The organism is Roseivirga sp. BDSF3-8, assembly GCF_041449215.1.
Lineage (GTDB): Bacteria > Bacteroidota > Bacteroidia > Cytophagales > Cyclobacteriaceae > JBGNFV01.
Genome location: NZ_JBGNFV010000001.1, coordinates 1,188,830 through 1,213,577, shown reverse-complemented (window position 1 = coordinate 1,213,577; position 24,748 = coordinate 1,188,830). Strand labels below are relative to the sequence as shown.

General features: G+C 43.5%; 13 protein-coding genes, 1 tRNA gene, 1 pseudogene and 1 CRISPR repeat array. Of the genes and pseudogenes, 10 read left to right on the top strand and 5 right to left on the bottom strand.

Annotated features, from left to right (window positions below):
• Nucleotides 1–335: 335 nt before the first annotated feature.
• The 5 genes from AB9P05_RS04865 to AB9P05_RS04845 all read left to right on the top strand — a co-directional run bounded on the left by AB9P05_RS04865 (nt 336) and on the right by AB9P05_RS04845 (nt 14,613).
• Entirely contained in the window at nt 336–6,407 is a 6,072-nt protein-coding gene (locus AB9P05_RS04865; RefSeq protein WP_371907682.1) for a hypothetical protein, read from the top strand.
• A gap of 422 nt (nt 6,408–6,829) precedes the next feature.
• Nucleotides 6,830–11,887 carry a fibronectin type III domain-containing protein gene (locus tag AB9P05_RS04860; protein ID WP_371907681.1) on the top strand — a complete coding sequence of 1,686 codons (5,058 nt, stop codon included), beginning with the start codon at nt 6,830–6,832 and terminating at the stop codon, nt 11,885–11,887.
• Nucleotides 11,884–12,381: a hypothetical protein gene (locus tag AB9P05_RS04855; protein ID WP_371907680.1), complete on the top strand. Its 498-nt coding sequence runs from the start codon at nt 11,884–11,886 to the stop codon at nt 12,379–12,381. The genes AB9P05_RS04860 and AB9P05_RS04855 overlap by 4 nt, the downstream gene beginning before the upstream one ends.
• Before the next feature lie 610 nt (nt 12,382–12,991).
• Nucleotides 12,992–13,378, top strand: a complete 387-nt coding sequence (gene mobC / locus AB9P05_RS04850; RefSeq protein WP_371907679.1) for a plasmid mobilization relaxosome protein MobC — start codon at nt 12,992–12,994, stop codon at nt 13,376–13,378.
• Complete coding sequence (locus tag AB9P05_RS04845) at nt 13,375–14,613, top strand: relaxase/mobilization nuclease domain-containing protein (protein WP_371907678.1); 1,239 nt, start codon at nt 13,375–13,377, stop codon at nt 14,611–14,613. The genes mobC and AB9P05_RS04845 overlap by 4 nt, the downstream gene beginning before the upstream one ends.
• 334 nt (nt 14,614–14,947) lie before the next feature.
• Here AB9P05_RS04845 and AB9P05_RS04840 read toward each other — a convergent pair whose 3' ends face one another.
• The 4 genes from AB9P05_RS04840 to AB9P05_RS04825 all read right to left on the bottom strand — a co-directional run bounded on the left by AB9P05_RS04840 (nt 14,948) and on the right by AB9P05_RS04825 (nt 20,906).
• On the bottom strand, nt 14,948–15,805 hold the full coding sequence (locus AB9P05_RS04840; RefSeq protein ID WP_371907677.1) for a hypothetical protein: 858 nt from the start codon (nt 15,803–15,805) through the stop codon (nt 14,948–14,950).
• A 15-nt stretch (nt 15,806–15,820) separates the two neighbouring features.
• On the bottom strand, nt 15,821–17,413 hold the full coding sequence (locus tag AB9P05_RS04835; protein ID WP_371907676.1) for a tetratricopeptide repeat protein: 1,593 nt from the start codon (nt 17,411–17,413) through the stop codon (nt 15,821–15,823).
• A 6-nt stretch (nt 17,414–17,419) separates the two neighbouring features.
• Nucleotides 17,420–17,617 carry a hypothetical protein gene (locus AB9P05_RS04830; RefSeq protein ID WP_371907675.1) on the bottom strand — a complete coding sequence of 66 codons (198 nt, stop codon included), beginning with the start codon at nt 17,615–17,617 and terminating at the stop codon, nt 17,420–17,422.
• A gap of 590 nt (nt 17,618–18,207) precedes the next feature.
• Nucleotides 18,208–20,446: a CRISPR direct-repeat array (repeat unit 23 nt; unit sequence GTTTCAATCCTTATTGTAGTGGA).
• A 238-nt stretch (nt 20,447–20,684) separates the two neighbouring features.
• The gene (locus AB9P05_RS04825; protein WP_371906972.1) at nt 20,685–20,906 is read right to left on the bottom strand and encodes a helix-turn-helix transcriptional regulator; all 222 of its coding nucleotides are present in this window, start codon (nt 20,904–20,906) and stop codon (nt 20,685–20,687) included.
• A gap of 80 nt (nt 20,907–20,986) precedes the next feature.
• Between AB9P05_RS04825 and AB9P05_RS04820 the strand changes: the two genes are divergently transcribed.
• The 4 genes and pseudogenes from AB9P05_RS04820 to AB9P05_RS04805 form a co-directional block, all read left to right on the top strand.
• The gene (locus tag AB9P05_RS04820) at nt 20,987–21,304 is read left to right on the top strand and encodes a hypothetical protein (RefSeq protein ID WP_371907674.1); all 318 of its coding nucleotides are present in this window, start codon (nt 20,987–20,989) and stop codon (nt 21,302–21,304) included.
• 304 nt (nt 21,305–21,608) lie between these two features.
• Nucleotides 21,609–22,112, top strand: coding sequence for a JAB domain-containing protein (locus AB9P05_RS04815; protein ID WP_371907673.1), 504 nt, complete (start codon nt 21,609–21,611; stop codon nt 22,110–22,112).
• A 47-nt stretch (nt 22,113–22,159) separates the two neighbouring features.
• On the top strand, nt 22,160–22,318 hold the full coding sequence (locus AB9P05_RS04810) for a hypothetical protein (protein ID WP_371906975.1): 159 nt from the start codon (nt 22,160–22,162) through the stop codon (nt 22,316–22,318).
• Nucleotides 22,305–23,093 (top strand): annotated as a pseudogene (locus AB9P05_RS04805) (recombinase family protein); the annotation flags it as partial. The gene AB9P05_RS04810 and the pseudogene AB9P05_RS04805, both read left to right, overlap by 14 nt.
• A gap of 730 nt (nt 23,094–23,823) precedes the next feature.
• Here the strand turns inward: AB9P05_RS04805 and AB9P05_RS04800 are convergent.
• Nucleotides 23,824–23,899, bottom strand: a tRNA-Lys gene (locus AB9P05_RS04800).
• Nucleotides 23,900–23,984: 85 nt separating this feature from the next.
• Here AB9P05_RS04800 and AB9P05_RS04795 point away from each other — a divergent pair.
• Nucleotides 23,985–24,713, top strand: coding sequence for a hypothetical protein (locus tag AB9P05_RS04795; protein WP_371907672.1), 729 nt, complete (start codon nt 23,985–23,987; stop codon nt 24,711–24,713).
• The last annotated feature ends 35 nt before the right edge of the window (nt 24,714–24,748 follow it).

Below are 24,748 nucleotides of genomic sequence, written 5' to 3'. Positions count from 1 at the left end.
GTTTTATATCAGAACCAGGTTTAATGATAGGTGAAGGGAGGGTTCAACTGATCTTTCAGATGGATATCTACTCCTTTTAGTGCAAGCGTCCGCTTGCACTGCGCTCCCTAGAGCGCAACGCTCTCCCAGGATAAGGGCCAAAATAAAAAAGCGAGTTCCACATGTGGAACTCGCTTTTTGTCGTTGTGAACCACTTTGAGGGTGATTTTGTAGATTTGGCGAATCTATTAAATTTTTAAAAGAACAATAAAGAAACATATATTGATTTCATTTTTGTAGTTACAACGGTGAAATGATACACTAAAGTAATAGATTGATTGAAAGTATAATGACACATGATAGAGAAAAATTCTATATCGGCTAGAGGAGAAAGAGCAGCAATAGGAGGTTATTTGCCTCAGTTTGATGAATTTGCTTGGTTTGTCTATTTGAATCTTATAAATAAGGAACTTGAATGGATACGAATAGCAGACCCAAAGGCCGAAAAACTAGATGATATACAGTATTCTACTCATTCGGAGATTCATGCATACCAAGTAAAATGGACTATTACTGATGCGAACATAACATTCGCAAATTTTACAGAGTTGTTACCTCTTATAACCTCAAGTTGGAAGAGTTTAAAAATAGTAAATCCTGGCAAAAAAATAATTCCTCATTTAATCACTAACAAGCCTATTTCCTCCCATGACAGCTTGAAAGAAGGCGATACTAAAATTGGTTCATTTCAAGATTTCTTTTCAGAGGTTTGGACTAAGATAAAATCAAATCAACCAATTGATGTTAAGTGGAATTCAGTTCTTGGGGAGTTCAAAAAGAGTTCAAAACTCAATAATTCTGAATTTGATGAGTTTGTAGCCAGTTTTGATTTTCAACCCGACTATAAACAAAAACTGTTTAGTGTTGGAAATATTAAATATTCCAAGGAAGACGAAGACCTTCAACAGATCAGCCGATTTATAGTTGAAAAGGTTGCCAGCCCAGAAAGAGTCGTTGAATTTACTCGACTAGAAATTATTAAAGAACTAGGATGGTCTGACAGATTTAAAACAATTTTTAACCATGAGTTAATAGTCGATAGACAAAGATACCAACCGATTCAATCAACAATTGACTTATTAAATTCAAAGTTAGTAGAGCATAAAAATGGCTACCTGTTTTTGCTGGGAGGCCCAGGTACAGGCAAATCTACTTTATTGAATCAATGGTCGAAAGGTCTAAAAATCCGAATAGTAAGGTATTACGCCTTTGATTTCGTTAATCCATCTTCACACTTAAACTTTTATGAAAGAGGTAATGCCACCCATCTTTTTTTCGATTTAGTTTTTCAATTAAAGGAGGCTGGGATATATAAAAGAGACATACTTCCATATAAAGACTTACTTTTTCTAAAGGATGTATTCTATGAGCAATTAAGAGCAATCGGAGAAGATTTTGTGACAAATGGTCACCCGACCATAATCTTGATTGATGGTCTAGATCATGTTCCTAGGGAATACAAATCAACAACAAATAGCTTCCTACGTGAACTTCCTTTACCATCTACTTTACCTGATGGTGTGTTCATTATTCTTGGTAGCCAATCCTATGAACTTGAAGACATTCAACAGGAAATTAAAACTGAATTTCAGAATGGAGATAGAACTATTCAAATTGATTCACTAAAGAAGGAGGAAGTTTACAAGTACATTGATAATCTTGATTCTTCAATTCAACTTACAGGTGCTCAAAAGTTGCAATTGTTTGAGAAATCACAAGGACATCCATTATACCTGTCGTACTTAGTTGAAAAAATTAATAAGGCAGATTCGATTGACGATACAATCGAATCTTTTGAAGTTATTGATGGTAGTATTGATAATTATTATAAAAGAATATGGGACCCTATTCAGAAAGAAGATAGCCAGATTCAATTCTTAGGTTTAATTGCTAGAATTAATGGTTCGATCAATCTTAAGTTCATTCAAGAATGGGGGGTCCAATCTAGTGTACTAAAGTCCTTTCGTGAAAAGGCTAGGTTTCTTTTTAATGAAACCGAAAGAACTTTGTCTTTCTTTCATAATTCATTCAAGCAATTCCTTCTTCATCATACCTCCCTAAATTATTTAACTGGAGAATATGACCCAACAGGTAATATCAAATATCATAATCTGCTGGCTGATTATTATATAAAATCAGAGATTGAGAAATCTTGGAAACAGAATCATCATCTATTTCAAGCAAAGCAATATGATAGGTTTATTTCAGTTGTTACACCAGATAGTTTTACTGAACAACTACTTAACTTCCGACCAGCAGAAGAGATTAAGCAAGATGCAAAATTAGGTATTGAAATAGCTAGACAAAATAGGGACATCAATACTCTAGTAAAATATCTGTTCTCACTGGCAGAAATTGAAAGAAGGTTGTTCAATATTGACCCTGCATCATTTACAGAAGAACTCTTATTCTTAAATAAATTTGACTTAGCTAGAGATTATCTAAGAACTGGTAACACCTTATACTGTAGGAAATCTTATGCATTCAAAGCATGTCGCTTGTTTATTGAATTTGGACACAAATCTGAAGGAGCAATTTTATACAATTTAGCTTATCCAGAAATCATTACAGATTCGGGAATACAAATTGATGATTCTCACAGATACGAAGAAATAAGGAACTCTTTAGAAGAATGGATTTATACATCTCCTTTTTTTGAAACGACTGAGAATATTTTCTCAATAATTGATAAAATTCAATTCTCAGATAGCATCCGAGAAAACAGATTTGAAGAAAACGAATCTGATTTACAGCTAAGATTGCTCTCAAATCTTGGTTATAGTTTAGTTGATCAAAATAAGTGGGGTGATTTCAATAAAGTCACGGAAAAAATAGATCCCACGTCTTCGAGAGGAAGGAATTCTCTTTTCCAACTTATAAAATATGCTATCGAGCAATGCCTTGACTTAAAAGATAATAGTCGAGCGAATGAATATTTGTCATTGTTAACTTCTCATTTTAAGAGAGAGGATATGAAACCCAATGGCAAAATACTTATCGCTGACTTAGTCTATAAGGTCACTAGAGATACTAATGAAACATATAGTTGGATTGAGGATGTTGAGCAACCATCTATGGTGGGTGAACATTTAGGATATGACGATTTGTTGGACCCCTTTATACCACTAATTAAGCTTAATAAGCTACTTAATCTATGTGGAAAAGGTATTTTAATTACATCCGCGATACCATCTGTTGAGCAAGGTACTGAGGAGGAAGTTCTTGTTGACTTTGAAAGGATGTTGTGTCTAATTGCACAAATTCAAGCGGATGGAATTCTTCATAAGGCAACACCTGATAATCTGATATTAAGAATCTTACCAATTATACGATTTTATTATAAAGAACTACCTGCACGACACATGTATTGGTATAAATTAACCCAAGCCAAGGGTCAATATTTTGATTTTCTAATATCTGCAGTTTCTGAATTGGGCTATGAAAAAATAGAATTATTAGGAAATTATCTATTTGGTGAGTTTCAAGCTTATCCAAAATTTTGGAATAAAAGTGTCCAAAGAAAAATCATTAAATCCCTTTCAAATAAGGGGTTTGATGCTGCAAAAGCAGTAATACAGTTGAGATCCTTAGAGAATTCAATGTTAGATGATCATGATATAGATGGTCGAATAACCGAATGTTTAGCTCACTCGAAAGTGTGGTTCATTTTAGACGAGTTGGAAGAAGCTGAAAAATGGCTCAAACAGGCAATTCAAGAATCTATTGGAGTAGGTTATAGAAAAGATTATCAATTTAGTACCTGGATTGAATGGTTAAGAAAAATAAACCATAAAGACCCATCAGAAGCTACTGAAAGAATAAAGTGGTTCTTATCTCATTTAAACCATATTAAAGAAACCACGGAGGGAAGAGCTTATTGGAATGCTTCTGAAGAATTATTAGCAGTCACGTTTGAACATAATCTAAATGATGGCCTTGAACAGGCCATCTGGCAACTAGAAAATGATCTGATTGATTTTAAAGATACCATCACCCTTTTTATCAAACATTTCGCCATCCGAACAAAAAGTAAGGAGGAGTACAAAAGTATTGTTCAACTATATAGCCATCTATATTTGCTTTTTGCTGAATCTGCCGATTCTTCTCTGCTCAAATCTATCTTAGAAAAAGGGTATGAAATTTTAAAAGAAGATTTTTTAGTAGACCATGCTCAAGCCATTATTTCGGCAATAGAAATTAAAGCTTACGAAGAAACCAGACATTACTTACTATCTGAAGTTCGTGACTTTTATACATCAAAAGGACTAAAAGCAGAAGACTATTATTCATCATTTAATGTACCTGCAAAAAACGAAAGAGGCAGTTCTTCAAACTCTTCTAATACATTGACTTTAAAAACAGACCATGAAAGTATTGATGAAAATGAAGTGCTAGAACGTGTTACAAATTTTGATGATTTCAAGAAAATTATTCAAGAAGAAGATCAGGAAAATTCATTTTTTAATTGGTCAAAAGTTATAGAAAAAATAACTCCATTATTGACTTCAAGTCAAATTGAAGAAGTTGCCAAACTAGCAAGAATTGGAAGAAGAGAGTCGGATTTCTATGCTAAACTAAGTGAAGCCGCCTTAAGGTTAGGAAATACTGAACTGGCAACTAGTTTAGCCAATAAAAGTATTGAGCTATCAAGCGAATCGGGTTGGGTAAAATATTATGATGGAGGAACAAGAATCAATGCGTTTAATGCACTAAAACAAATCAATCCCGTAATCTCATCTAATAAGGCATTTGAAGTATTTGCCCATGACACTGTAAGCAGTAATTATCCAAGTTCATATATTGAACATCTTGAAGACATTGTTCCACTTCTAACAGAAAATTATGATGAGGAAAAACTTTGGCCTGAAATATATGGATACCTGCAAAGACTGATGTCAAATAGTAAACAGGTTACGGATTTACCTATTCTCCTATCATTAAATCGGCCAATCATGGAAACGTTAGTCGATTACTTGGTGTATTTATCAGAATGCCCTGTTTCGTTGGTAAAGGAACAATCCTTGTTGCTGTTAGCAAACTACATAACTCATGATAATGACTATGCTTTAGCTCAATTATTGAACGGCCGTTTAGATAATTACTCGTGTATGGATGTAATAATGAATTTATTTACGTTCAACTCTTCAAAAATTTATGAACTGAAATCAAAAATTAAGGATTTAGCTCTCTCAAATGACTATCAAATAAGGAAAAATGCAGTAGACATTCTTTCTTCGATAGAAGAAGAAATTCCAACTCCGAAAAGTATTCAATTACCTACAGTATATACTTTACTTATTCCGGAAAGCAGAAAACCAGATCTTAAAAAAGAAATTGACCCTTATTTTCCAGAAGTTGATGTTAATAACCCCCGAGACCTTATAAGACCGTTTGAATTTTTTATCAAAGTTTTATCAGAAGAGTCTGGAGTTAATGAATCTAATCTTATCTACAGAGTCTATTCATTAATGAAAGAACTCGGACGAGAAGAGGAGTGGACGCTTGAATATGAGATGAAGCTAAGAAATCATTTGGAAGAGATTTACTTAAAATATTCTTACCCCAGGCCAAGAGTGATTGCAGCTCGTAGAGCTATAATGTATGTCGTCAATGAGTTAATAGACTCTGAAACAATAGATGATGGAAAAATTAAGGATCTTTTTATATCCCATGATTATGCTGTCCAGTTTTATAATGAAATAGCTAAACCTGAATTTATTCAAACCATTAAAGAGAGAGATTTTGGAGGTGTTGGCAATAATTGGTTAGATCGAATAGGTGAATCAGAAAGATTAAACGAGTTACTTATAGACTACAACGAAACTTTTAAGATCATAGCAGAATACAATCAAGTGGTAAATTTAGATTGGGGTTCTCCTACTGAAGAATACATGTATCAAATTGCTGTTAATGAGAATATTGATATAGAAGATGATTACATATTTGGATCTGTTTACCATCAATTAAGCATTGACTATCACAATTTAGGAGGGGGAGGCCGTTCCATTGTTGTTATCAGGAATCATCAATTCGATCAATTTGATATAAAATCTAAATGGATTGCTATCAACCCTGTTCTAGCAAGGCATTTAGGCTGGGAACCTGAACCATCTAAACTATTTGCATGGAAAACCACTAAAGGAGAGTTGATGGCAGAATCTATTTATTGGTCAAATGGAAATATTAGTATGGTGCCCCGTAAAGATGGAGAAGTTGGAGAAGGGTGGTTTGTAATAGTTTCCAAGAAAGGATTGGAACAGATCAGATATGTAGAGAATAATTTATTTCTTCAAAAAAAATTAACTCGAATTAAAATTGAAAGCTCTTATAGAGAGCCCAACACTGTAATTAGAGCTTTCAGAATATAAATAGGCCATTCGTGCTAAAATTCCCCTCTAGCGCAAGCATACATTACATAGTTCAAGGCTCACTCTTATCCGGAAGGGATTGGAATAAGAAAAGACAGTAAAGGTCGGATCAACTTTCACAACGATATGCGGATCTTCGACTCGCCCCTACTTTTGCTGTAAAGCCTTAAAATAAAAAACCGACCCTCTACTGAAGGTCGGTTAAATCTGTGAACCACTTGGTGCGTTTCTCGAACCATTTTGAGGAAGATTTTAAAGTATTAGCCGATTCCGGGTAACAGTGACATGCTATCTTCCTGGCGCAAATCTTCACCACTGAACTCATATAAGTAAGTATTGCGCTCATTTTGTCCCTTAATAGAGGACAAGCACCTGTAACTTGCATGCTGGTAGAAAATACTATTTTATCAGCGTTGAGTACAATGAGTTATTTTGGTCTGAGAGGATCTGCTTTTAAGTGGTTTATTTGGGTTTTAGCTGGCTTACTGCTAAGCTTTACCGTTGCCCATGCCCAGTCCGCCGTGCAGGCCAGCCTGCAGGTATTCCCTCCCCACAGCGTCTATCTGAGCCACTACAGCCAGCCCGGCAGCCTGCAGGTACAGCTCCTGCTGCGTGACCTTAGCGAGCCCAGCTACCCCGTGCAGCTCCGCTGGACCATCGAAGGCCCCGGCATACGGATCAGCACCCGGCAGGGCTATCAAGGCAACGTCATCACCCTGCAGGGCGGCATGCCCCGCCTGCTCTCCGCCCCCGAACTCGCTGGTGGCCTTTCACCCGACGCACTTGACTTCAGCGGCTACGACCGCGGGCAATTTGCCCAAAGCGGCGGTCAGCTCCCCGAAGGCTTCTACCGCTTCACCGTGCAGGCCTACGACTTCCGCCGGCCCGACGTCCCCCTTTCTGCTCCCGCTACCGCCACCGCCTGGCTCGTACTTGCCGACCCGCCCCTGCTAAACCTTCCCGCCTGCAACAGCCAGGTCAACTGGCAGCCCGGCCAGCCTTTGCTTTTCCACTGGACCCCCATGCACCGGGGCAGCGGCCTTAGTGGCATCGCCTACGAATTCACCCTGGTAGAAGTGCGCGGCGGCCTGCCGCCCGAAGAAGCCATGCGCACCCTGCCACCCCTCTACCAGACCGTCACCCGCCAGACCAGCCTCACCTACGGCCTCGAGCTACCGCCCCTGCAGGAAGGCATCACCTACGCCTGGCGCGTGCGGGCGCAGCTGGATGATCGAACTGGCTCTCCTCTAAATAGCTCTTCCGGTGATTTATTTAAAAACCAGGGCTACAGCCGGATCTGCGCCTTCGTACCCGGTACCCCCGTGGCCGACCTGCCTCCCCTAAGCGACCTTACTGCCGAGGCCCTCAGCCACGTCCACGCCAAATTCTCCTTTGCCGGCTACCACAGAGACAACCGCCGTAGCCAGACCACCACCTACCGGCTGCAGTACCGCCCCACCCACCAGCCCGACTGGCCCTGGCGCAGCGTCGATATCACCGACACCGTCTACATCGCCCGGGAGCTTGCTCCCGACACCCCCTACGAAGTAAAGGCCGGCGTGGTGCGCAACGGCATCGCCTCCCAGTGGAGCCAGGTCACCCCCTTTACCACCCAGGCCCCGCCTGAGCAGGCCTGCTATGACGATGAAGGCCCCCTGCCTGAGATCACCAACCGGGAGCCCCTGCCCAATGCCCTGGTCGGTGACCAGATCGCCGTAGGCAAGTTCACCATGCGCCTGCAGGAAGTCCGCGGTGGTGATGGGGTGTTCAGCGGAAGAGGTACCATTTACGTCCCCTGGATGGGCCTTACCCTTCCCGTACAGTTCGACCGCATCGCCATCAACACCGACTACCGGATGACCGACGGACTCGTCCATGCCCTCAGCAAGCCCCTCGATGAGTGGCGGGAAGGCATAGAAGAATTTTGGGAAGACCGGCAGCAACTGGCCGATACCACCATCACCGTCTCCGGCTACCTTGAAGCCGTCACCATCAAGAAACAGGAAGGCCAGGAGGACGCAGAGGAAGAAATTACAGAAGGCCCCCGCACCTACGTCGTCACGCTCGCCAGCGGTGAGACCATTGAGATTCAGCAGCCCCCCGGCCAGAGCGTAGCCGTGACCGACAGCCAGGGCCGCACCATCGTGATCGATGAGGAAGGCCGCATAGGCCCCATCCTCGAGCCGGAGGCAGACACGCCTGTACTCGCCACTGGCGACCGCATCAGCCAGCCCGTGTACTTCACTGCCTACGATAATCAGATTTACGGCTTTGATACCCAATTGCATGACGCCTACACGGAGCACTATGAAAGCCTGCCACTGAGCGAGGATGAAAACAGCGAATACCCTATCGCCTGGAAAGCCCTGGCCACCGGGCAGACTGACAGAGTCATCCTTAAAGGTGATACCACCGGCCTGAAGCTCTACACAGAAACCGGCCAGCCCGTACCGGTGCTTGAAAAGACCGGTGACGACCTGTACACCATCCTGCTCACCGGCCAGGGTGATAAAGAAGAAAGCTACCTGCAGGCCATACGCACCAATGCTGAAGACAGCACTGAGAGCCTCAGTGGGAAACTCAACACCGTCAGCTATACCCCCGAACACCTAACCCTGAAGGTAGTGCCCGTCAACGGCGCAGGCTATATGAAGCCCGGCCGTGGAACAGATATAAGCCAGGCCCTGAAGAAAACCTACGGCCCGGCCGTAGTCAACTGGACCGTCATTTACGAGAAAGCCTTTACCGCCGACTACGACACCGATGGAGACGGCGCTTTGGACGACGGGAGTACCGGTATGCTCTCCAACTACACCCCTGAGATGAGGAAGCTCATCAGGAGCTATGAGCAGGCGCATAAGACAGCAGAAGGCACCTACTACCTCTTCCTGGTCCACACCCCCAAAAGCGCCATAGACGAAGACGGAACGGACAACGCCAGGGCCGGCTTTATGCCCTACAAGCGTCAGTTCGGCTTTATCTTCACCTCCCGCATCGGTAACTCCGACCACTTCGACAAGACCATCGCCCACGAGCTCGGCCACGGCGCCTTCCGCCTGCAGCACACCTTCGTGGAGACTCCCGCCCTGGAGGAGTGGGCCACAGACAATCTGATGGACTACACCTTTTTCGGCACCCAGCTTCACAAACACCAGTGGGACCTCATCCACAACCCCCGGCCCGTATGGGGCTTGCTCACCGATGATGAGGAGGTTTCTGCCTACAGTAAAGTCAGGGAAGAATATGTAATTGAGCTTATCAATAGTTACTACTGTGCGAGAGATAATGGCGAAAGAGCCTTTCCCTTTTACCACTACGAAGATCCGGCAAAATTCTGGGCAGCTCCTTTCAAATGGTTTTCAGGTGTTGCCGATAAAAGTCTGCTGGAAGGCATAAGTATTGAAGACATCCAACTTCCCAATACAGCCTATGGCCTGCAATACTTTGACCGCTCTTCTATAGAGTACTTCCATGTAGGGAGGCAGGAAAGGCATAGTGTTGCCGAAAAAGGAAATGTATATACAGCCCCCCGTTATGGCGTCAGGTTTACCAGCCCCGGGGGAGGGGCTATCGAGATTGATACCGAAAACAAGGAACAGGCCGAAAAGCTCATCCAGATATTTGAAAGAACCAATACTTCCTACAGTAACTACATAAAAGGCAAAGTAGATGCGATCAAAAAGCTACTCACAGAAGAAGATGAAGACGAAGTCTTCACCATACTGAGCTCATCTCCTGTCTGCGTTTATGAAGAGTTTGCTGCTGTCACCAGGGTCGAACTCATCAATTTACTTTTAAGTGAGGCTAATACGGACATCACCCAGGAGACCATGCTGGTAAAGTTGCTGGAAAGTGTATCGGATGTCGAGACCTTTGTGCCACTTTTTGAGAAAGATGTTGACCAAATCGCTATGCTTAGGGCCATAGACGATTCCGACACGCGTATGGGGCTGTTACGAGCTATTATTAGGATTGCCGATCTATATCACTCACCTGGCAAAGTCGCTTTTATATTCTCCAGCCAGGATGAATCATTTTCCAATCACTGGCAGGTATCAGAGTTGGGAAGCCATCTGCACTTTGAGCTTATTTCGAGCTTATCTCTCCATAGCCCTGGACCAACGCATACCCTCACGCTAGATACCCTTAACCTGAGGCCATTTGAAATGGTAGGGCTTAGGATAAACCATAGTCATAAAGATGTAGGTTTATCAAAAGGCACCGTGCTGGAAAGCGTTCCTGCTTTACTGGCAGCATTTATCATTAATAAGCAAGAGCAGGAAGCACAGGAAACAGTCATGTCTCTGGCCCTGGATATTACCCTGCTGTCCGTGGGCATAGGTGAAATCTCAGCGGCCTACCGGGCCTATCAAAGTTCCAGAACCTTGCGAGCCCTATTTAGGCTTACGCTGGCCGTAGGTGATAATCTGGCAGCATTCACCGATATCGCTTGTCAGTCCACTGACACCGAATTATGCGAGAAATGGAAAGAAGTGAGCTTTTACATCCAGATAGGCCTGCTGTCCGTGTCTGCTGCTGACGGCATTGAGAGTTTGATAAGGAGAACCAGGGAGGTGGCTGATAATCAATTGGCCCTCTACAGACACCTTGATGGTATTGAAAATCAGTCCTTGAGAAACAAAATAGTATCATCTGGCTTCGATGAAGCTACTCTCAGCAGGCTCGACGATCTCCTTTCAGATGCCAATATTTTAATTAGACTTGAAGCCAATCCGGGGTTGATTGAGGCGTGGAAGGTTTTGGAGGAAACTAGAATCGACGGGCTTGCGAGCAAAGTTGATAATCTTGAAATAGCAGACGATTTTGTTAAAAAGTACCCTCATAAACTGGATGTATTTAAAATCACATTAAAGGAGGCTTTTGACGCCGAAGGAATACTCCAATCGGTTAAAAAGTTTGATGAGGTACTCGCTATAAGTAACAGTAATGACCTGATCAAGGTACTGGAAAATGTTACGGAAGTGAATACAGTGATGCAACTGGAGCAAAAGGGTGTAAAGTCACTTTTCAGGGGGACGACTAGGAGTAAAGCGGACGGATTTCTGTTCCCAGGAAATACTAATACACAGGCCGGAGGCATCTCAACATCTACAGATCCGGTTAGAGCTACGATTTTTGCAATCGAAAGTACGTCTGCAAACCAGAGCTTTAGGGGTGTTATCCAAATGGGTTTGCCAAAAGACTTAGGAGACCTGAAGTTGCTTGCTCCAAATAATCGTGCTAACATAGAATTGGAAGCAATTTTAAAGATCTCAGCGGACGATTTTTCCACCTTGTCCAAGGTTGAGATAGCTGTAGATGATGCAAGGGAGCTTGTCAAAGAAGTTTTTAATATTGATTTGCCAAATAATATTCCTGATAATACAGTAAGTAATGAACTACTTGAAAGCTTGGATGTGTCTGGTTTAGATAAATCTCTAGAGTTCTATCAAAAAGCGATTAAATATAGCACGAAATGAGAATCAGTGACGAAGTATATAATAAATTAAGGGAAGAAGGTTGCTACGAAAATCACAGCCACCTTCTCCTACTAGACTTGCCAAGTAAACAACAAATAGATTCTATCTTAAGGGGGTTGGATAGACTTGGGAAAAGAGATTTGGTAAAGGAAAACTCAATATTTGTTTCAGCCAATCCTTATAGAGACATACAGGTAGGGACAACATTTGATTCACTTTTCCCTGTGGATAAACCGTTTGATTTTGAGGGAGTTGAAGCGTCTGTGCGATTCGTTTATGTTAACCCATCACGACTAACCGATACTTTGTACAAAGGACACCGTGGGATTTGCTTGCTTGAGTTTGCTAAGCAAAAGCCAGAAGTATTGAGGAGATTAAAAAAACACAATGAAAAACGAGTTAAAGGTATTCATGATATGTTTTATCTCTCACAGCGGCCGGTACTAAGCAGGATATTAGAACTAATAGAAGAAGAAAAGTCAAAAGACGCTTAGTGCCTAGGAAAGAAAAGCCAATTCTGAAGCAGCTCTCGGCCAACTCGATGATCTCCTTTCAGATGCCAATATTTTAGCTAGATTTGAAGGCAATCTGGGGTTATCTTATAATAAAATTGGATAAGTTCTACACACTGTATTTGCAGATGTATAAAAAATGACCAAACTACCCTAAGCCCATAATAAATGATTAAGATGTCCTAGGATTTTCCATTAAAGCCCCCACCTTGTGAAAACCTTTCTACTCCCCTCCCCACCTTATCAGCTCATCAAAACTAACAGACATGAAGCTGATAAAAGAAAGGCCCCATTGCCTAACCCACTCTAAAAGTGCATTCCCAACAGATCAATATACCCTAAGTACTTACAGGCCCTTAGCTTATCAACCAGAAGGGCTAAGCCTATTGCAGCCGAAAGCTCACGAATCCCATCCCAATCATTTCCAAGCCACACTTTTCCAAACTCAAAACTCTCACTTTTCAATAGGATTCAGATTGCCTTTAGTGCAATCAGCAAGATGTACAATTGTGGGACAATTGGGTATTTACACCCTTTCGCTGCCAAAGTTGCTGAGGGGTAAATTCATTCTCGGAACTCGAATAAGTGGGCTATGAAAAGGGAGAAAAAGAACCCCCTGCAAGCCCGTGTGCACGTTCGCATGAGCCAGTCCGAAAAGGAGAAGCTGAAGCAAATGCTTTCAAAAAGTCACTGCCACAGGTCAATAAGTGAACTGGTCAGGCACCTGCTTTTTCACAGCCACATTACCCTGGATTATCGCAATGCCAGCCAGGATGAAGCCAGGGCTGAGCTGATCAGGCTACGCAATGACCTGCGCAAAATTGGGGTAAACATCAACCAGATGGTGCGCTATTTCCACAGGCAGGACGGTCCGGCTTTTCGACAGGCACAAGCCGAAAAAATCATACGCCTATACGAGCAGGCACACACCCAGGTAATCACCGTATTAAAAGGAATTAGTCACCTGCTAAAAGGATGATTGCCAAGATCAGTACAGGCAGGAGTATTCAGGGCATGCTTAACTACAATGAGCAGAAAGTGAAAAAGGGCGCCGCCAGTCTTATCTTAGCCAATGGCTATGCGGATGAGGCCGGTGCCCTTAGCTTTTACGATAAGCTGGGAGGTTTTTCTGAGCTTACCCATAAAAACCAGCGTACTAAAACCAATGCCGTGCATATCTCCCTGAGCTTCTCTGCGAATGATAAGGTGGACACCCCTACCATGCAGGCCATCGCGGATAGCTACATGGAGCAAATAGGCTTTGGCGATCAGCCTTATCTCGTCTACCGTCATTTTGACACCAGCCACCCACATATTCACCTGGTCACGACCAACATCCGCGCCGACGGCAGTCGCATCAATATGCACAACCTGGGAAAGACCAAATCAGAAGCAGCCAGGAAGTGGATTGAGGAGGAATTCAGGTTGGTAAAAGCCGAAGAGCAAAAGCCTAAAACGCTAAAGCCTTTGCACATTGAAAAGGCCCAATACGGTAAAGGGGAGACTAAAACTACCATAGGAGACATAGTAGAGCAGGTAGTAAAGAACTATAAGTACGCCAGCCTGCCGGAGCTAAATGCCATACTGAGCCAGTTCAATATAAACGCAAGTCGTGGAGAACCCGGCACCCGCCAGTATGAAAACGGGGGTCTGGTTTACAGTATCACAGACGATAAAGGACATAAGCTGGGAGTGCCTATCAAGGCAAGTGCTTTACAAGCAAAGCCTACCTTAAAGAACCTGCAGAAACGCTTTGCCAGAAATAGAGAACTAAGGAAAAGAGACATTCCGCGTTTGAGAGGGGCCATTGATCAGGTATTATCCTCCGATCAGCTTCACACAAAGGAAAGCCTGCAACAAGCACTGAAAAAGAAGGGTATAGTGGCCATCTTCCGCACCAATGCAGAAGGCCGCAACTATGGCATCACCTTCGTAGACAATGTAAACAGAGTGGCCTTTAAAGGGAGCGATTTAGGCAAGGAATACGGCGTAAATGCTATGATAAACCGAATGGAAGGCAAACCAGCGGCGGAGAAGGAAGCTTTATCCATTAAACAGAGTGATAAAGCTTTTAGTATGGAGCCTAATAAGTACGAAACCCCGGACTTATCAGGATTGAGAAACCTATTAGAAGCCCTTACTTCCGGTTATGCCGAGGAAGAAGTAGCCTATGGATTCAGAAAGAAAAAGAAGAGGAGAAGCAAAAACCTGTAATTCAGAATGGTAAGTATTTGGGCGTTCCCTGCGGGCGGGCCTTCACCAGTCGCCAGTCCACCCGCAAAAGCCACCGGGATGCCGGTCCAATTCGGGCTCCGACAATGGCTCAGTCCCTAACGCGGAGTGATATCAGCCCCCGTCCGCTTCCTGCTCCGCCAACGGTATGCACGGGCGGCACAGTGGCAAGGCCGGTGCCCTTTGGGGTTTCGGCGAAAACTGTCCCCTTCGGGTAAACTTTTCACCAAAAGCCTTGCCCTAGTCCCGCCCTTAGCGATGGGGGCGGCTTAACAGGAAACGGCGGGGTGGTGGGTGCTGCAGGTCGTGCGGAGGATTAATACCCGCTCTCAGAAATCCTTTTTACCGGCTGATACGGCACCACTATACGATACCTCAGCCCGCTGGAAAATGCAGGGTCCGCACCTGCCATGCCACCGTATAACCTTGCAAAGGTATAAGCTTGTTCGAGTGCATCCGGCCAATGGTCTAATGACGAGTACTGTAGGCTGAGGCCATCCGTACTATCAGGGTCATTATCTTCTATGGTAAAGGTGACCTCTTCGTCTCCAAAAAACAGGTCCATGCTGATAGCAGAGGGTGTCCGGTCAAAGGCATAATAGATAAAGATTAATAGATAAATCACTATCAGTTCTTCCTCTAATTCCAGCATAAGCCGACGCTCCTTATCATTGCAGGTGAAAGCAAGGTCATCAAAATCCTTTTGCATCATCGAAACACAGAATATGTCAAGTACCCCCGAAATGCCGTATTTTATAAACGTGTCCGAGGCCAGGCAAGATTTAAGCAACCGGCTAACTTTGCCCCCGCGGTCAACTTCATCCACCAGATCGCTAAAATACTGATGGCTTTTTGTATTCTCAGGAGATAGTTCCTCAAAGATGCCACCTAAAAGCAATATCAGGTTTTCAAACCGCTTAATGATCCTGTCTTCTACCTGATGAGCTATCTGCCTGCGATTTTGTCGTTTTGACTGAAAGATAACCTGCTGGATATATCTATTGTCATACGGCACCTGCATAACATTTAATGCCACCAAAGCCTCATTAAGCTTATGGTGGCAAACGTTCGTCATGCGGTTCACCCGGCTAATGACCAGCACATTAGCAAAAATGACCAGCAATAAGGCAGCGCCCATTAAAAGCAAAATGATATCCTCCATTAAATAATCCATGAGTCAGCTGCTTTATTAGTCATTATCCTTACCCGATTCGTTTTCATCGTCAGGGTTACCACCTTTACGCTTATTTTTCTTTTCGTTCAGGCGGTCCCACATATTATGGATATCCCGCTCATCGGGAGGTCCTGGTACTTTCTTTTCCTTGAGGGTGGGAAATATAGCCGAATAGCCTGCTAAGCGCTTTTGAAATGCCCTTTGTAAATCATCGGTTCTAATTAATACCTTTTTGGAGTTGTCCATATATAGCCGGTAGGGCTTGTAAAGGACCATGACCAAAATGGCAAGGACAAAAAATCCGATCAGGCATAGGGTATAAAAGTCATAGCGTCTTTCGCTTTCAGCCATTTCGTGGTGAATGTTTTCGATATATGCCTCATGTTCCTTTGTATGGACCTTATCCCGGTAAGCCAGCTCAGCTTTATGCACCCCAACATATTGGCTGTTTTCAAGCTCTTCATTTTTGATTTTTTCCGCCTCATATAGTGCATTAAACTTTAAGGCCATATCCCCTTTGGAGTTAGCTAATTCAGCCTGATGAAGAAATATTTCTTTCAGTAAAGGGGCATTAAGTTCTTCTTTGTCAAGAGCTTCCTTCAGATGAGTTTCTGCCTCACTATGATTATGAAGGGAGAAGTAAACCCTTGAAATATTCAGGCTCATTTTAGCTGAAAGGTTGGTTTCCTTTACTTTTTCAAAGTATTCTTTTGCTCTATTGTACTGGTTCAAACTCTTTTCAACGCCGTGTTTTTTTTCAAATAGAAACCCTCTATTCCAATATAACTTACCCAAATAATAGGGCTGGTTTAGGGAAGTAGCCTTTTCAATACCCTCCGCAATTAAATGACTGGCCTCGTCTAATTCTCCCATGGTGATGGATAAAGAAATCAGATCATTAAGTACTTTAAGTTCCTTTTCTGGATTATTAATATTCCTTATTACTTCCAAGCTTTTCCTGAACCTTGTCTTTGCTTCTTTATGTTCGTTTAAGGCCCAATGCAACTTTCCCTGATGATGATATATCATCCAAAGAAAGGACTCATCTATTCCCTCTAACTGAGCTTTATTTAAATAGAAAAGCCCTTTTTCATGCTTTCCAACTTTCTCAAATATCTTGGAGAGAGTATACAATGGATATACGGCCTTTTTAGATTCACCATTACTCAAAAAAAGTTCGTATGCCTCGAAAAGGAAAGGCATTGCATCTGCCAATTCATTATTTTCATAGTGCAGTGCACCTTGTTTATAATTAGCATAGGCTAAATCCTTTGCCTTATCTAACTCTTTAGTAAGCGATAGAAAAGCATTAGAGTGGTACTCTGCCTTATCTATATCTTTAATCCGGTTTAAGTAGATTAAATATAGAGTGTTATGGCTCTGCTTTTGTCCTTCAAGGAAGGCCTTTTCTGTAGCCAGGGTAAGTGCTTTATTGGCAATTTCTATCGCCTCTTCAGGGTTACTTTCACTAACCTTTCTAGCCTTTTCATTTAAGTAAACTATAGTTTTAAGGGTAGAGGGGGCATTTTGCTCCCCCTCTAATATTTGTTCCTTTTCACAGGCGCAAAAGGTTAAAACTAACAGTATAACTGGTAAAAGTCTTTTCATTATTCATCAGTTGGTTGGCATAGCCATTCGGCTACTACTTGTATCGTCCGGATTATACCAGAGAGGAGGAGTTTCCTCTGATTCACTTGGGTCACTACCTGTATTTCCACTGCCTCCGGTTCCACCGAATAATCCGGCTGCGTGTACATTTTTCAGGCCGTATTGCCTGACACTGTCGAAGTTTTCTTTTCTGGTTTTCATCATATCGATAAATTTTTTGAGTAGTGCTTAGCAGGCCTTTAGGGGCTTTTTAAGCTTCATAAATTAAGATATGACAAAATACGATGATTTTTGTGACAGGGAAAGTTTAGCAATCTGCCTTGCCTGCAGTAAGGGACAGGTTAAACTCTGCTGGCGAAATTGCCGCGATCTTGCAAATATTCGATCTCTGTATTTTTTCATCTTTCTCCATTAAAAAGCAAATGGGCGTAGCTTACCCGTATTCGCCCAATCGGGCTAATCTGAAAGATGACCTGAGTTAACCTACTAAGACTTCCCACGCAGAAAGGGAGATTGTGTAGGTCAGTATTTCAGCTGGTTGTAAATACGGGGCTCATCGCCCGCTAGCAGTAAAATTTTTCTTTTGTCAGAACGAGTAGCAAAATATACATTTTTAGTAATCATTCAAAGCCCAATATATACCTTCATAGCTGATTAAGAATGCCAGGTAGCCACCATCCATGGGCATAGGCATTCAAATTTGACCTTTTTAAGCCTCAATGTAATGGCGCCGGAGTCAAACAGACTAGCTCACGAAGCATGAACGCGTTCGACGCTTCGGCCTTCGATACGGAGTTTCAATCCTTATTGTAATGGATCCGGGGTTGCGTTCAACTAGCTCACGAAGTCTACCGTCTGGCCTTGCCGGGTAAGACGTAGAGCATGTTTCAATCCTTATTGTAGTGGACCGGGGTCACGACCGACTAGCTCACGAAGCGAGGTTCAGGTTTTGGACCTGGACAAACTCGTGATGTTTCAATCCTTATTGTAATGGATCCGGGGTTGCGTTCAACTAGCTCACGAAGTCTACCGTCTGGCCTTGCCGGGTAAGACGTAGAGCATGTTTCAATCCTTATTGTAGTGGACCGGGGTCACGACCGACTAGCTCACGAAGCGAGGTTCAGGTTTTGGACCTGGACAAACTCGTGATGTTTCAATCCTTATTGTAGTGGATCCGGGGTTGCGTTCAACTAGCTCACGAAGCATGAAACGCTTTTCCACCGGTGCCATAACCGACTGTTTCAATCCTTATTGTAATGGACCGGGGTCGCGTCCGACTAGCTCACGAAGATTGGATTATGATTGGAGGGATACAGTAGCATTACGTTTCAATCCTTATTGTAGTGGAACCGGGGTTGCGCTCAACTAGCTCACGAAGTAGGTAGTATCATCTGATTCGTTCTAGGTTCTTTTGTTTCAATCCTTATTGTAGTGGATGTAGCTCACGAAGCGGTCTACTTTTGGTACGGCTTACCACGCGGTAATCGTTTCAATCCTTATTGTAGTGGATGTAGCTCACGAAGAACTACACGAAAGTATATTTATTTCTCCGAATCTGTAGTTTCAATCCTTATTGTAATCCACCGGGGTCGCGTCCGACTAGCTCACGAAGATGGTGCCTTCCATGTAATAATGCCATGCTCCGAAGTTTCAATCCTTATTGTAGTGGACCGGGGTCGCGTCCGACTAGCTCTCGAAGTCCAGACTATAATTGGGTTATATTTGATGTTTTGGTGTTTCAATCCTTATTGTAGTGGACCGGGGTCGCGACCGACTAGCTCACGAAGTCTTAATGGATTCCTTTCTTAGGCATGGGACGGGATGTTTCAATCCTTATTGTAGTGGATGTAGCTCACGAAGCAGGTGAGCCTTTCGAAGGAAGGACCTACTAACAACGTTTCAATCCTTATTGTAGTGGATGTAGCTCACGAAGTGACAAACAGCTTAATCGTAAGATGGTTCCTTGTGGGTTTCAATCCTTATTGTAGTGGATGTAGCTCACGAAGCAAGGATGGGTGCATGGGACTTGGATAAGGTAACTAAGTTTCAATCCTTATTGTAGTGGATGTAGCTCACGAAGAATGTTGTACTTCACCTTCGCGCCCCATAAGTTCCAGTTTCAATCCTTATTGTAGTGGATGTAGCTCACGAAGCGATCACCGGTTGAACTGAGACGAAATAGGACGAGAGTTTCAATCCTTATTGTAGTGGATGTAGCTCACGAAGTGGATCAGTTGGGCGCGGCGGCGGCGCGCGGCGAACTGTTTCAATCCTTATTGTAGTGGATGTAGCTCACGAAGGAAAGCTGGATAAGCTCATGATCAATCACTGTCACCTGGGTTTCAATCCTTATTGTAGTGGATGTAGCTCACGAAGGCGCCGCCAGTGCATTCGCCGCCGTCAGCAGCTCAGGTTTCAATCCTTATTGTAGTGGATGTAGCTCACGAAGTGAATGTCCATTAATACAATCATTAGTAATAATAATGTTTCAATCCTTATTGTAGTGGATGTAGCTCACGAAGATTATGTAGTCGATACAATTCACTGCATGGAAGTAGGTTTCAATCCTTATTGTAGTGGATGTAGCTCACGAAGACCAAGTGGGAAGAGATTAATGCAGAAATACCAAAGTTTCAATCCTTATTGTAGTGGATGTAGCTCACGAAGAGAGTATTTTAAGAATGCTATTGCCTCCTTTAGTGAGTTTCAATCCTTATTGTAGTGGATGTAGCTCACGAAGACCGGTCGCCACTCATCACCTACCTTCCCCATCAAAAGTTTCAATCCTTATTGTAGTGGATGTAGCTCACGAAGCCTCCTCCTTTAATTCATCCAAAAGGACTCCTTTCAGTTTCAATCCTTATTGTAGTGGATGTAGCTCACGAAGTTCAATTTCCATTTCTATAAGTTTTGGGTGGGGTTATGTTTCAATCCTTATTGTAGTGGATGTAGCTCACGAAGTCTTATTCCGGCCTACAACCCAAACACACAATGATGTTTCAATCCTTATTGTAGTGGATGTAGCTCACGAAGTCGATTTTGGAGCTAAGTGGCTGTAAGCTAGTGAGAAACATGCTTTTTACTATCGGCCTTTTTCTCAATTTCAGTACGTCAAAGAGCAATATTTTACCTGTTTTTGGCAAATTTGCGCAAGCAAAAGTAATTGATAGTCAATTTGTTATAGCCTGTTTTCGGCCTTCTCCAAATAAATTGCCACCCGGAAAAGTGATTTGGTTGCGTCTACCAAAATTAAAAAATATTGTTTAAAAGGCTAATCCCTCAAAGCTTCCTCTAAAGTTAGATTAAGCGCATTTAAAACCTTATAGGCTAAAATCACATTCGGTACTGTCTCGCAGTTCTCAATCTTACGGTAAACCCTAAGATCTGCACCTATTTTTTCAGCCACTTTGGCCTGAGTTAAGCCCAGTTCTTTACGCCTCTCTTTGAGTCTGGCAGCAAATTGCTTTGCTAATTTTGGTTTATTATCAGCCACAGTCAAAAGTCATTGATTTAAGGCTTGACAAAAAGGCCTAATTAGGCCTATATTGTAAGTGTTTAAACTTATCAATGACTATGAATGCACGAATGAAACTAAAACAAGCTATTCAGGGGCTAGGTAAGCCTGAGTTGCTGCAGCTCTACCAGGAGGCGATTAGCGAGTACTGGGAAAGCACGGGCTACACCTTGCCGGAGGAAGCTACCCTGATTCTAGGCCAGGAGGTATCCGTAATTTTACCTGAGGCTATTCATCGCGCCGTTGTGACCGGCACCAAGATTACAGGAGATACCGAACTCTATGATCTTGAACTTGAAGGCGACAAATGCGGCCTAAAGACTCTCTCCAACATTCCCCTACAATTCATCAAACACGAAGGGCTCAGGCGGGCCTGATAACGGCACTACGCCGTTTACTGCTTCTTACTCCCGGGTTTCCGGATTCCTTACCTGCTTCTACTCTCATACCTTCCTACTCAAAAGACTGTCCTTTTCCTTTTGCAAGGTTCATCCCTTAATTCATTCTCTATCAATTTGGCGCAAATATCCGGTTAGGCCTCCTGTCTGGCCAAAAGACTTCGGCATAAACACAGCCCCGCCCGCATACCCTTCATTTATTCCGATTCCTTTTGGCCCTGAGTCGGCCGTAACCGTAAGCGGGCCCCATAATTAATTTTTCACTTATCAAACGATTTTGATTATGGATTTAACAGCCAAAGAACTAAGCAACATCACCGAAATTAAGCTTAGCTACTCGAACACCGTTAACCCGAACGAAAGGCCTCAGATTAATAACTCATGGGAGGCCTACCAGCTATTATTAAAATGCTGGGACCACGAGAAGATTGAAATGGTGATGCAGTATAAGGTACTGCTGATGAACACGAAAAGCAGGGTCTTAGGACTGGTTAATATTGCTTCCGGTTCTGCGTTTTCCGTACCGATCGATTACAAGCAGATATTTGCTGCCACTATCAAATCAGGAGCTACCAGCATGATTGTCGCCTATAACCATCCATCAGGAGACAGTAAGCCGGACAATGCTGAATTAGCGGTGGGTAAGAAGTTGGAAAACGCAGCCAAGCTTCTGGACATCAGATTACTGGACAATCTCATTATTACACTGGATGGCTATTATTCCTTCCAGGACGAAGGAATTACATCTTACAAATTGCCCGATTCCCATCTTGATTGTAAGGGCTGAGCAAATAGGTAAAGGTTCTGCCAGCTTATAAGCTAACCCTTAGGCGTATGGCTGGCAGAAAACACCTCACACCACGGCAGGTACAGAAGGCACTAAGTGAAAAGGGTATTCACCGTGATCTGGATACCTGCCGTAATCTTCTTAATTTAATGAAAGAGATAGCTGAAATAGCTGTCACAACCGTACTGAAAAATGACAACAGCTGATTTATACATACGCGTAAGTACTGACGAACAGGCAGACAAAGGTTACAGCCAGCGTAACCAGGAAGAAATGCTTTTGAAGTACTGCGAGATAAATAACCTGATACCCGGGAAGGTGATCTTTGAAGACCATTCGGCCAAGAGCTTTGAGCGCCCCGAATGGACACACTACCTAAACTACCTGAAGAGCCGCAAGCGACTAAGCAGCACATTAGTATTATTTACTAAGTGGGACAGGTTCAGCCGCAATGCCGGTGATGCCTACATGATGATAAGCAAGCTCAGACGATTAGGCGTAGAACCGCAGGCAATAGAGCAGCCACTGGACCTGAACATCCCGGAAAACAAAATGATGCTGGCCTTCTACCTGGCAGCCCCGGAGGTGGAAAATGACCGCAGGGCACTGAATGTCATCCATGGCATGCGCAGAGCGAAGAAAGAGGGTAGGTACTGCCATTCAGCACCACGAGGCTACAAGAACACCCGTGACGATAACGGCAATAAGGTGATTGTTCCCAGGGAGCCGCAGGCCAGCCAGATCAAGTGGATATTTGAACGCGTCGCAGAGGAAATCTATTCCAGTGAGCAGGTACTAAAGTTAGCCCGGAAGGAGATCGGCTTTAAGTGCAGTAAAAATGCCTTCTACCATGCTTTACGGAATCCGGTGTATTGTGGGAAGATATTCATTCACCAGTATAAGGATGAAGAGGCCCGAATAGTTAATGGCCAGCACGAAGGCCTTGTATCAGAACAGCTATTTTATAAAGTGCAGGAGATACTGGAAGGCAGAAGACCTAAACGTAAGACAAAGGTAGTCACTCACGAAAACATACCGCTGGTGGGCTTTTTGAAGTGTCCTAAGTGCACACGGATGCTAACAGGTAGTGCAAGCAAAGGTCGCAATAAGTATTACTATTATTACCACTGTACTTCACAATGTGGGGAGCGTCACAAAGCCGGAGAGGTAAACAAAGCCTTCGTAAATGAGCTGGCGAAGTATACCATCAACCCCGTATTAGGTGATATATTAAAAGGGGTCATAATAGAAACCTATAATAAAAAAATTAAAGCTTCTACTGACGGCAGGGCAGAACTTATAAAAGGGATAGAAGAACAAAACGAGAAGCTAAGCAAGGCACGTATGCTGCTGCTTGATGATGCCATAGACCAGGAAGATTACAAGGCGATAAAACTAGCCTGTAATCAGAAGTTGGTAGACCTGGAAGGCAAACTTGCCTGCTACAAGACCAAGCAAAAGAAGGTGCTAAAGCCACAGCTTGAAAAAGCCCTGGATATAGCTTTAAACATAGAAAAACTCTACGAAGAGGCTGATTTGGAGAGGAAGCGAAAACTGATTGGTTCGATATACCCGGAAAATCTGGTGTATACAGATCGCAGACATCGAACCACTCGCGTCAATGAAGTATTTCGCCTTCTATACGCTGTAAACCGCGAAATTGAGGACAAAAAGAAAGGGACAAGCCAGCAAAATAGTGACTTGTCCCAAGTGGTGATTCAGCTGGGGCTCGAACCCAGGACCCTCTCCTTAAAAGGGAGATGCTCTGCCAGCTGAGCTACTGAATCCTGCAAGTGGAAATTGCATTTCGGATGCCGTTTTCCTTAATTGCAGTGCAAAGGTATGAAGGATTGCCAAAATGTCAAACGCCAAATGAAAAAACTGATCTTGTTCCTTTTCCTCTACGGCATAGCAGGCCTCTCCGGCCTCGCTGCACAGCCGGCAGATGCACTGGAAAGGGCCGATTCTTTATTTGAGCAAAAGAAATATGGACAGGCCTACGAACTGTACGCGCAGATAGACGAGGAGGGCTACACCTCACCCGCTATGCTGCTGCGGATGGCTTTTATCAAGGAAGGCCTCAAAGAGTATAGCCGGGCATTGTACTTTCTAAACCGGTACTACCTGCTTACCTATGACCGGCAGGTGCTGGATAAAATGGCCGAGGTAGCAGAAGCCCAGGGTCTGCAGGGCTATGCACTCAATGATTTTCGCCTCTTTCGTAATGCCTTTGCCCGCTATTACGATGTAGTGATAGCCTGCCTTGCAGGGCTGGCACTCCTTTTCATTGTACTGGCAGGCTGGAAGCGCCAGCGTAGCCGTAAGCGGCCCGTAGGTCTTGTAATCGCCTCATGGGTAGCCTTTGCCATAGTACTGATACTCATTAACACCGATGGCGCACGCAGCGACTACGCCATTGTGGAAGGCACCTCCGTCTACCTCATGGAAGGCCCCTCGGCAGGTGCGCCGCTCGCGGAGCTTATAGGGCCGGGGCACAAAGTCAGCATAGAAGAAGCCGGTGACATCTGGACCAAAATAGCCTGGGGCGAGCGTGAGGTATGGGTACGCAGCCGTCAGCTTTTGCCGCTGGCATCCCGCTAGCCAGGTTTATTTCCTGCTTATTTTCGTCAAATACA

What these genes read in the sequence shown, in the direction of transcription:
- AB9P05_RS04840 (WP_371907677.1), bottom strand. Translation starts at nt 15,805, where the DNA reads ATGGATTATTTAATGGAGGATATCATTTTGCTTTTAATGGGCGCTGCC.
- AB9P05_RS04865 (WP_371907682.1), top strand. Translation starts at nt 336, where the DNA reads ATGATAGAGAAAAATTCTATATCGGCTAGAGGAGAAAGAGCAGCAATA.
- mobC (WP_371907679.1), top strand. Translation starts at nt 12,992, where the DNA reads ATGAAAAGGGAGAAAAAGAACCCCCTGCAAGCCCGTGTGCACGTTCGC.
- AB9P05_RS04795 (WP_371907672.1), top strand. Translation starts at nt 23,985, where the DNA reads ATGAAAAAACTGATCTTGTTCCTTTTCCTCTACGGCATAGCAGGCCTC.
- AB9P05_RS04815 (WP_371907673.1), top strand. Translation starts at nt 21,609, where the DNA reads ATGGATTTAACAGCCAAAGAACTAAGCAACATCACCGAAATTAAGCTT.
- AB9P05_RS04860 (WP_371907681.1), top strand. Translation starts at nt 6,830, where the DNA reads ATGAGTTATTTTGGTCTGAGAGGATCTGCTTTTAAGTGGTTTATTTGG.
- AB9P05_RS04845 (WP_371907678.1), top strand. Translation starts at nt 13,375, where the DNA reads ATGATTGCCAAGATCAGTACAGGCAGGAGTATTCAGGGCATGCTTAAC.
- AB9P05_RS04810 (WP_371906975.1), top strand. Translation starts at nt 22,160, where the DNA reads ATGGCTGGCAGAAAACACCTCACACCACGGCAGGTACAGAAGGCACTA.
- AB9P05_RS04830 (WP_371907675.1), bottom strand. Translation starts at nt 17,617, where the DNA reads ATGATGAAAACCAGAAAAGAAAACTTCGACAGTGTCAGGCAATACGGC.
- AB9P05_RS04835 (WP_371907676.1), bottom strand. Translation starts at nt 17,413, where the DNA reads ATGAAAAGACTTTTACCAGTTATACTGTTAGTTTTAACCTTTTGCGCC.
- AB9P05_RS04820 (WP_371907674.1), top strand. Translation starts at nt 20,987, where the DNA reads ATGAATGCACGAATGAAACTAAAACAAGCTATTCAGGGGCTAGGTAAG.
- AB9P05_RS04855 (WP_371907680.1), top strand. Translation starts at nt 11,884, where the DNA reads ATGAGAATCAGTGACGAAGTATATAATAAATTAAGGGAAGAAGGTTGC.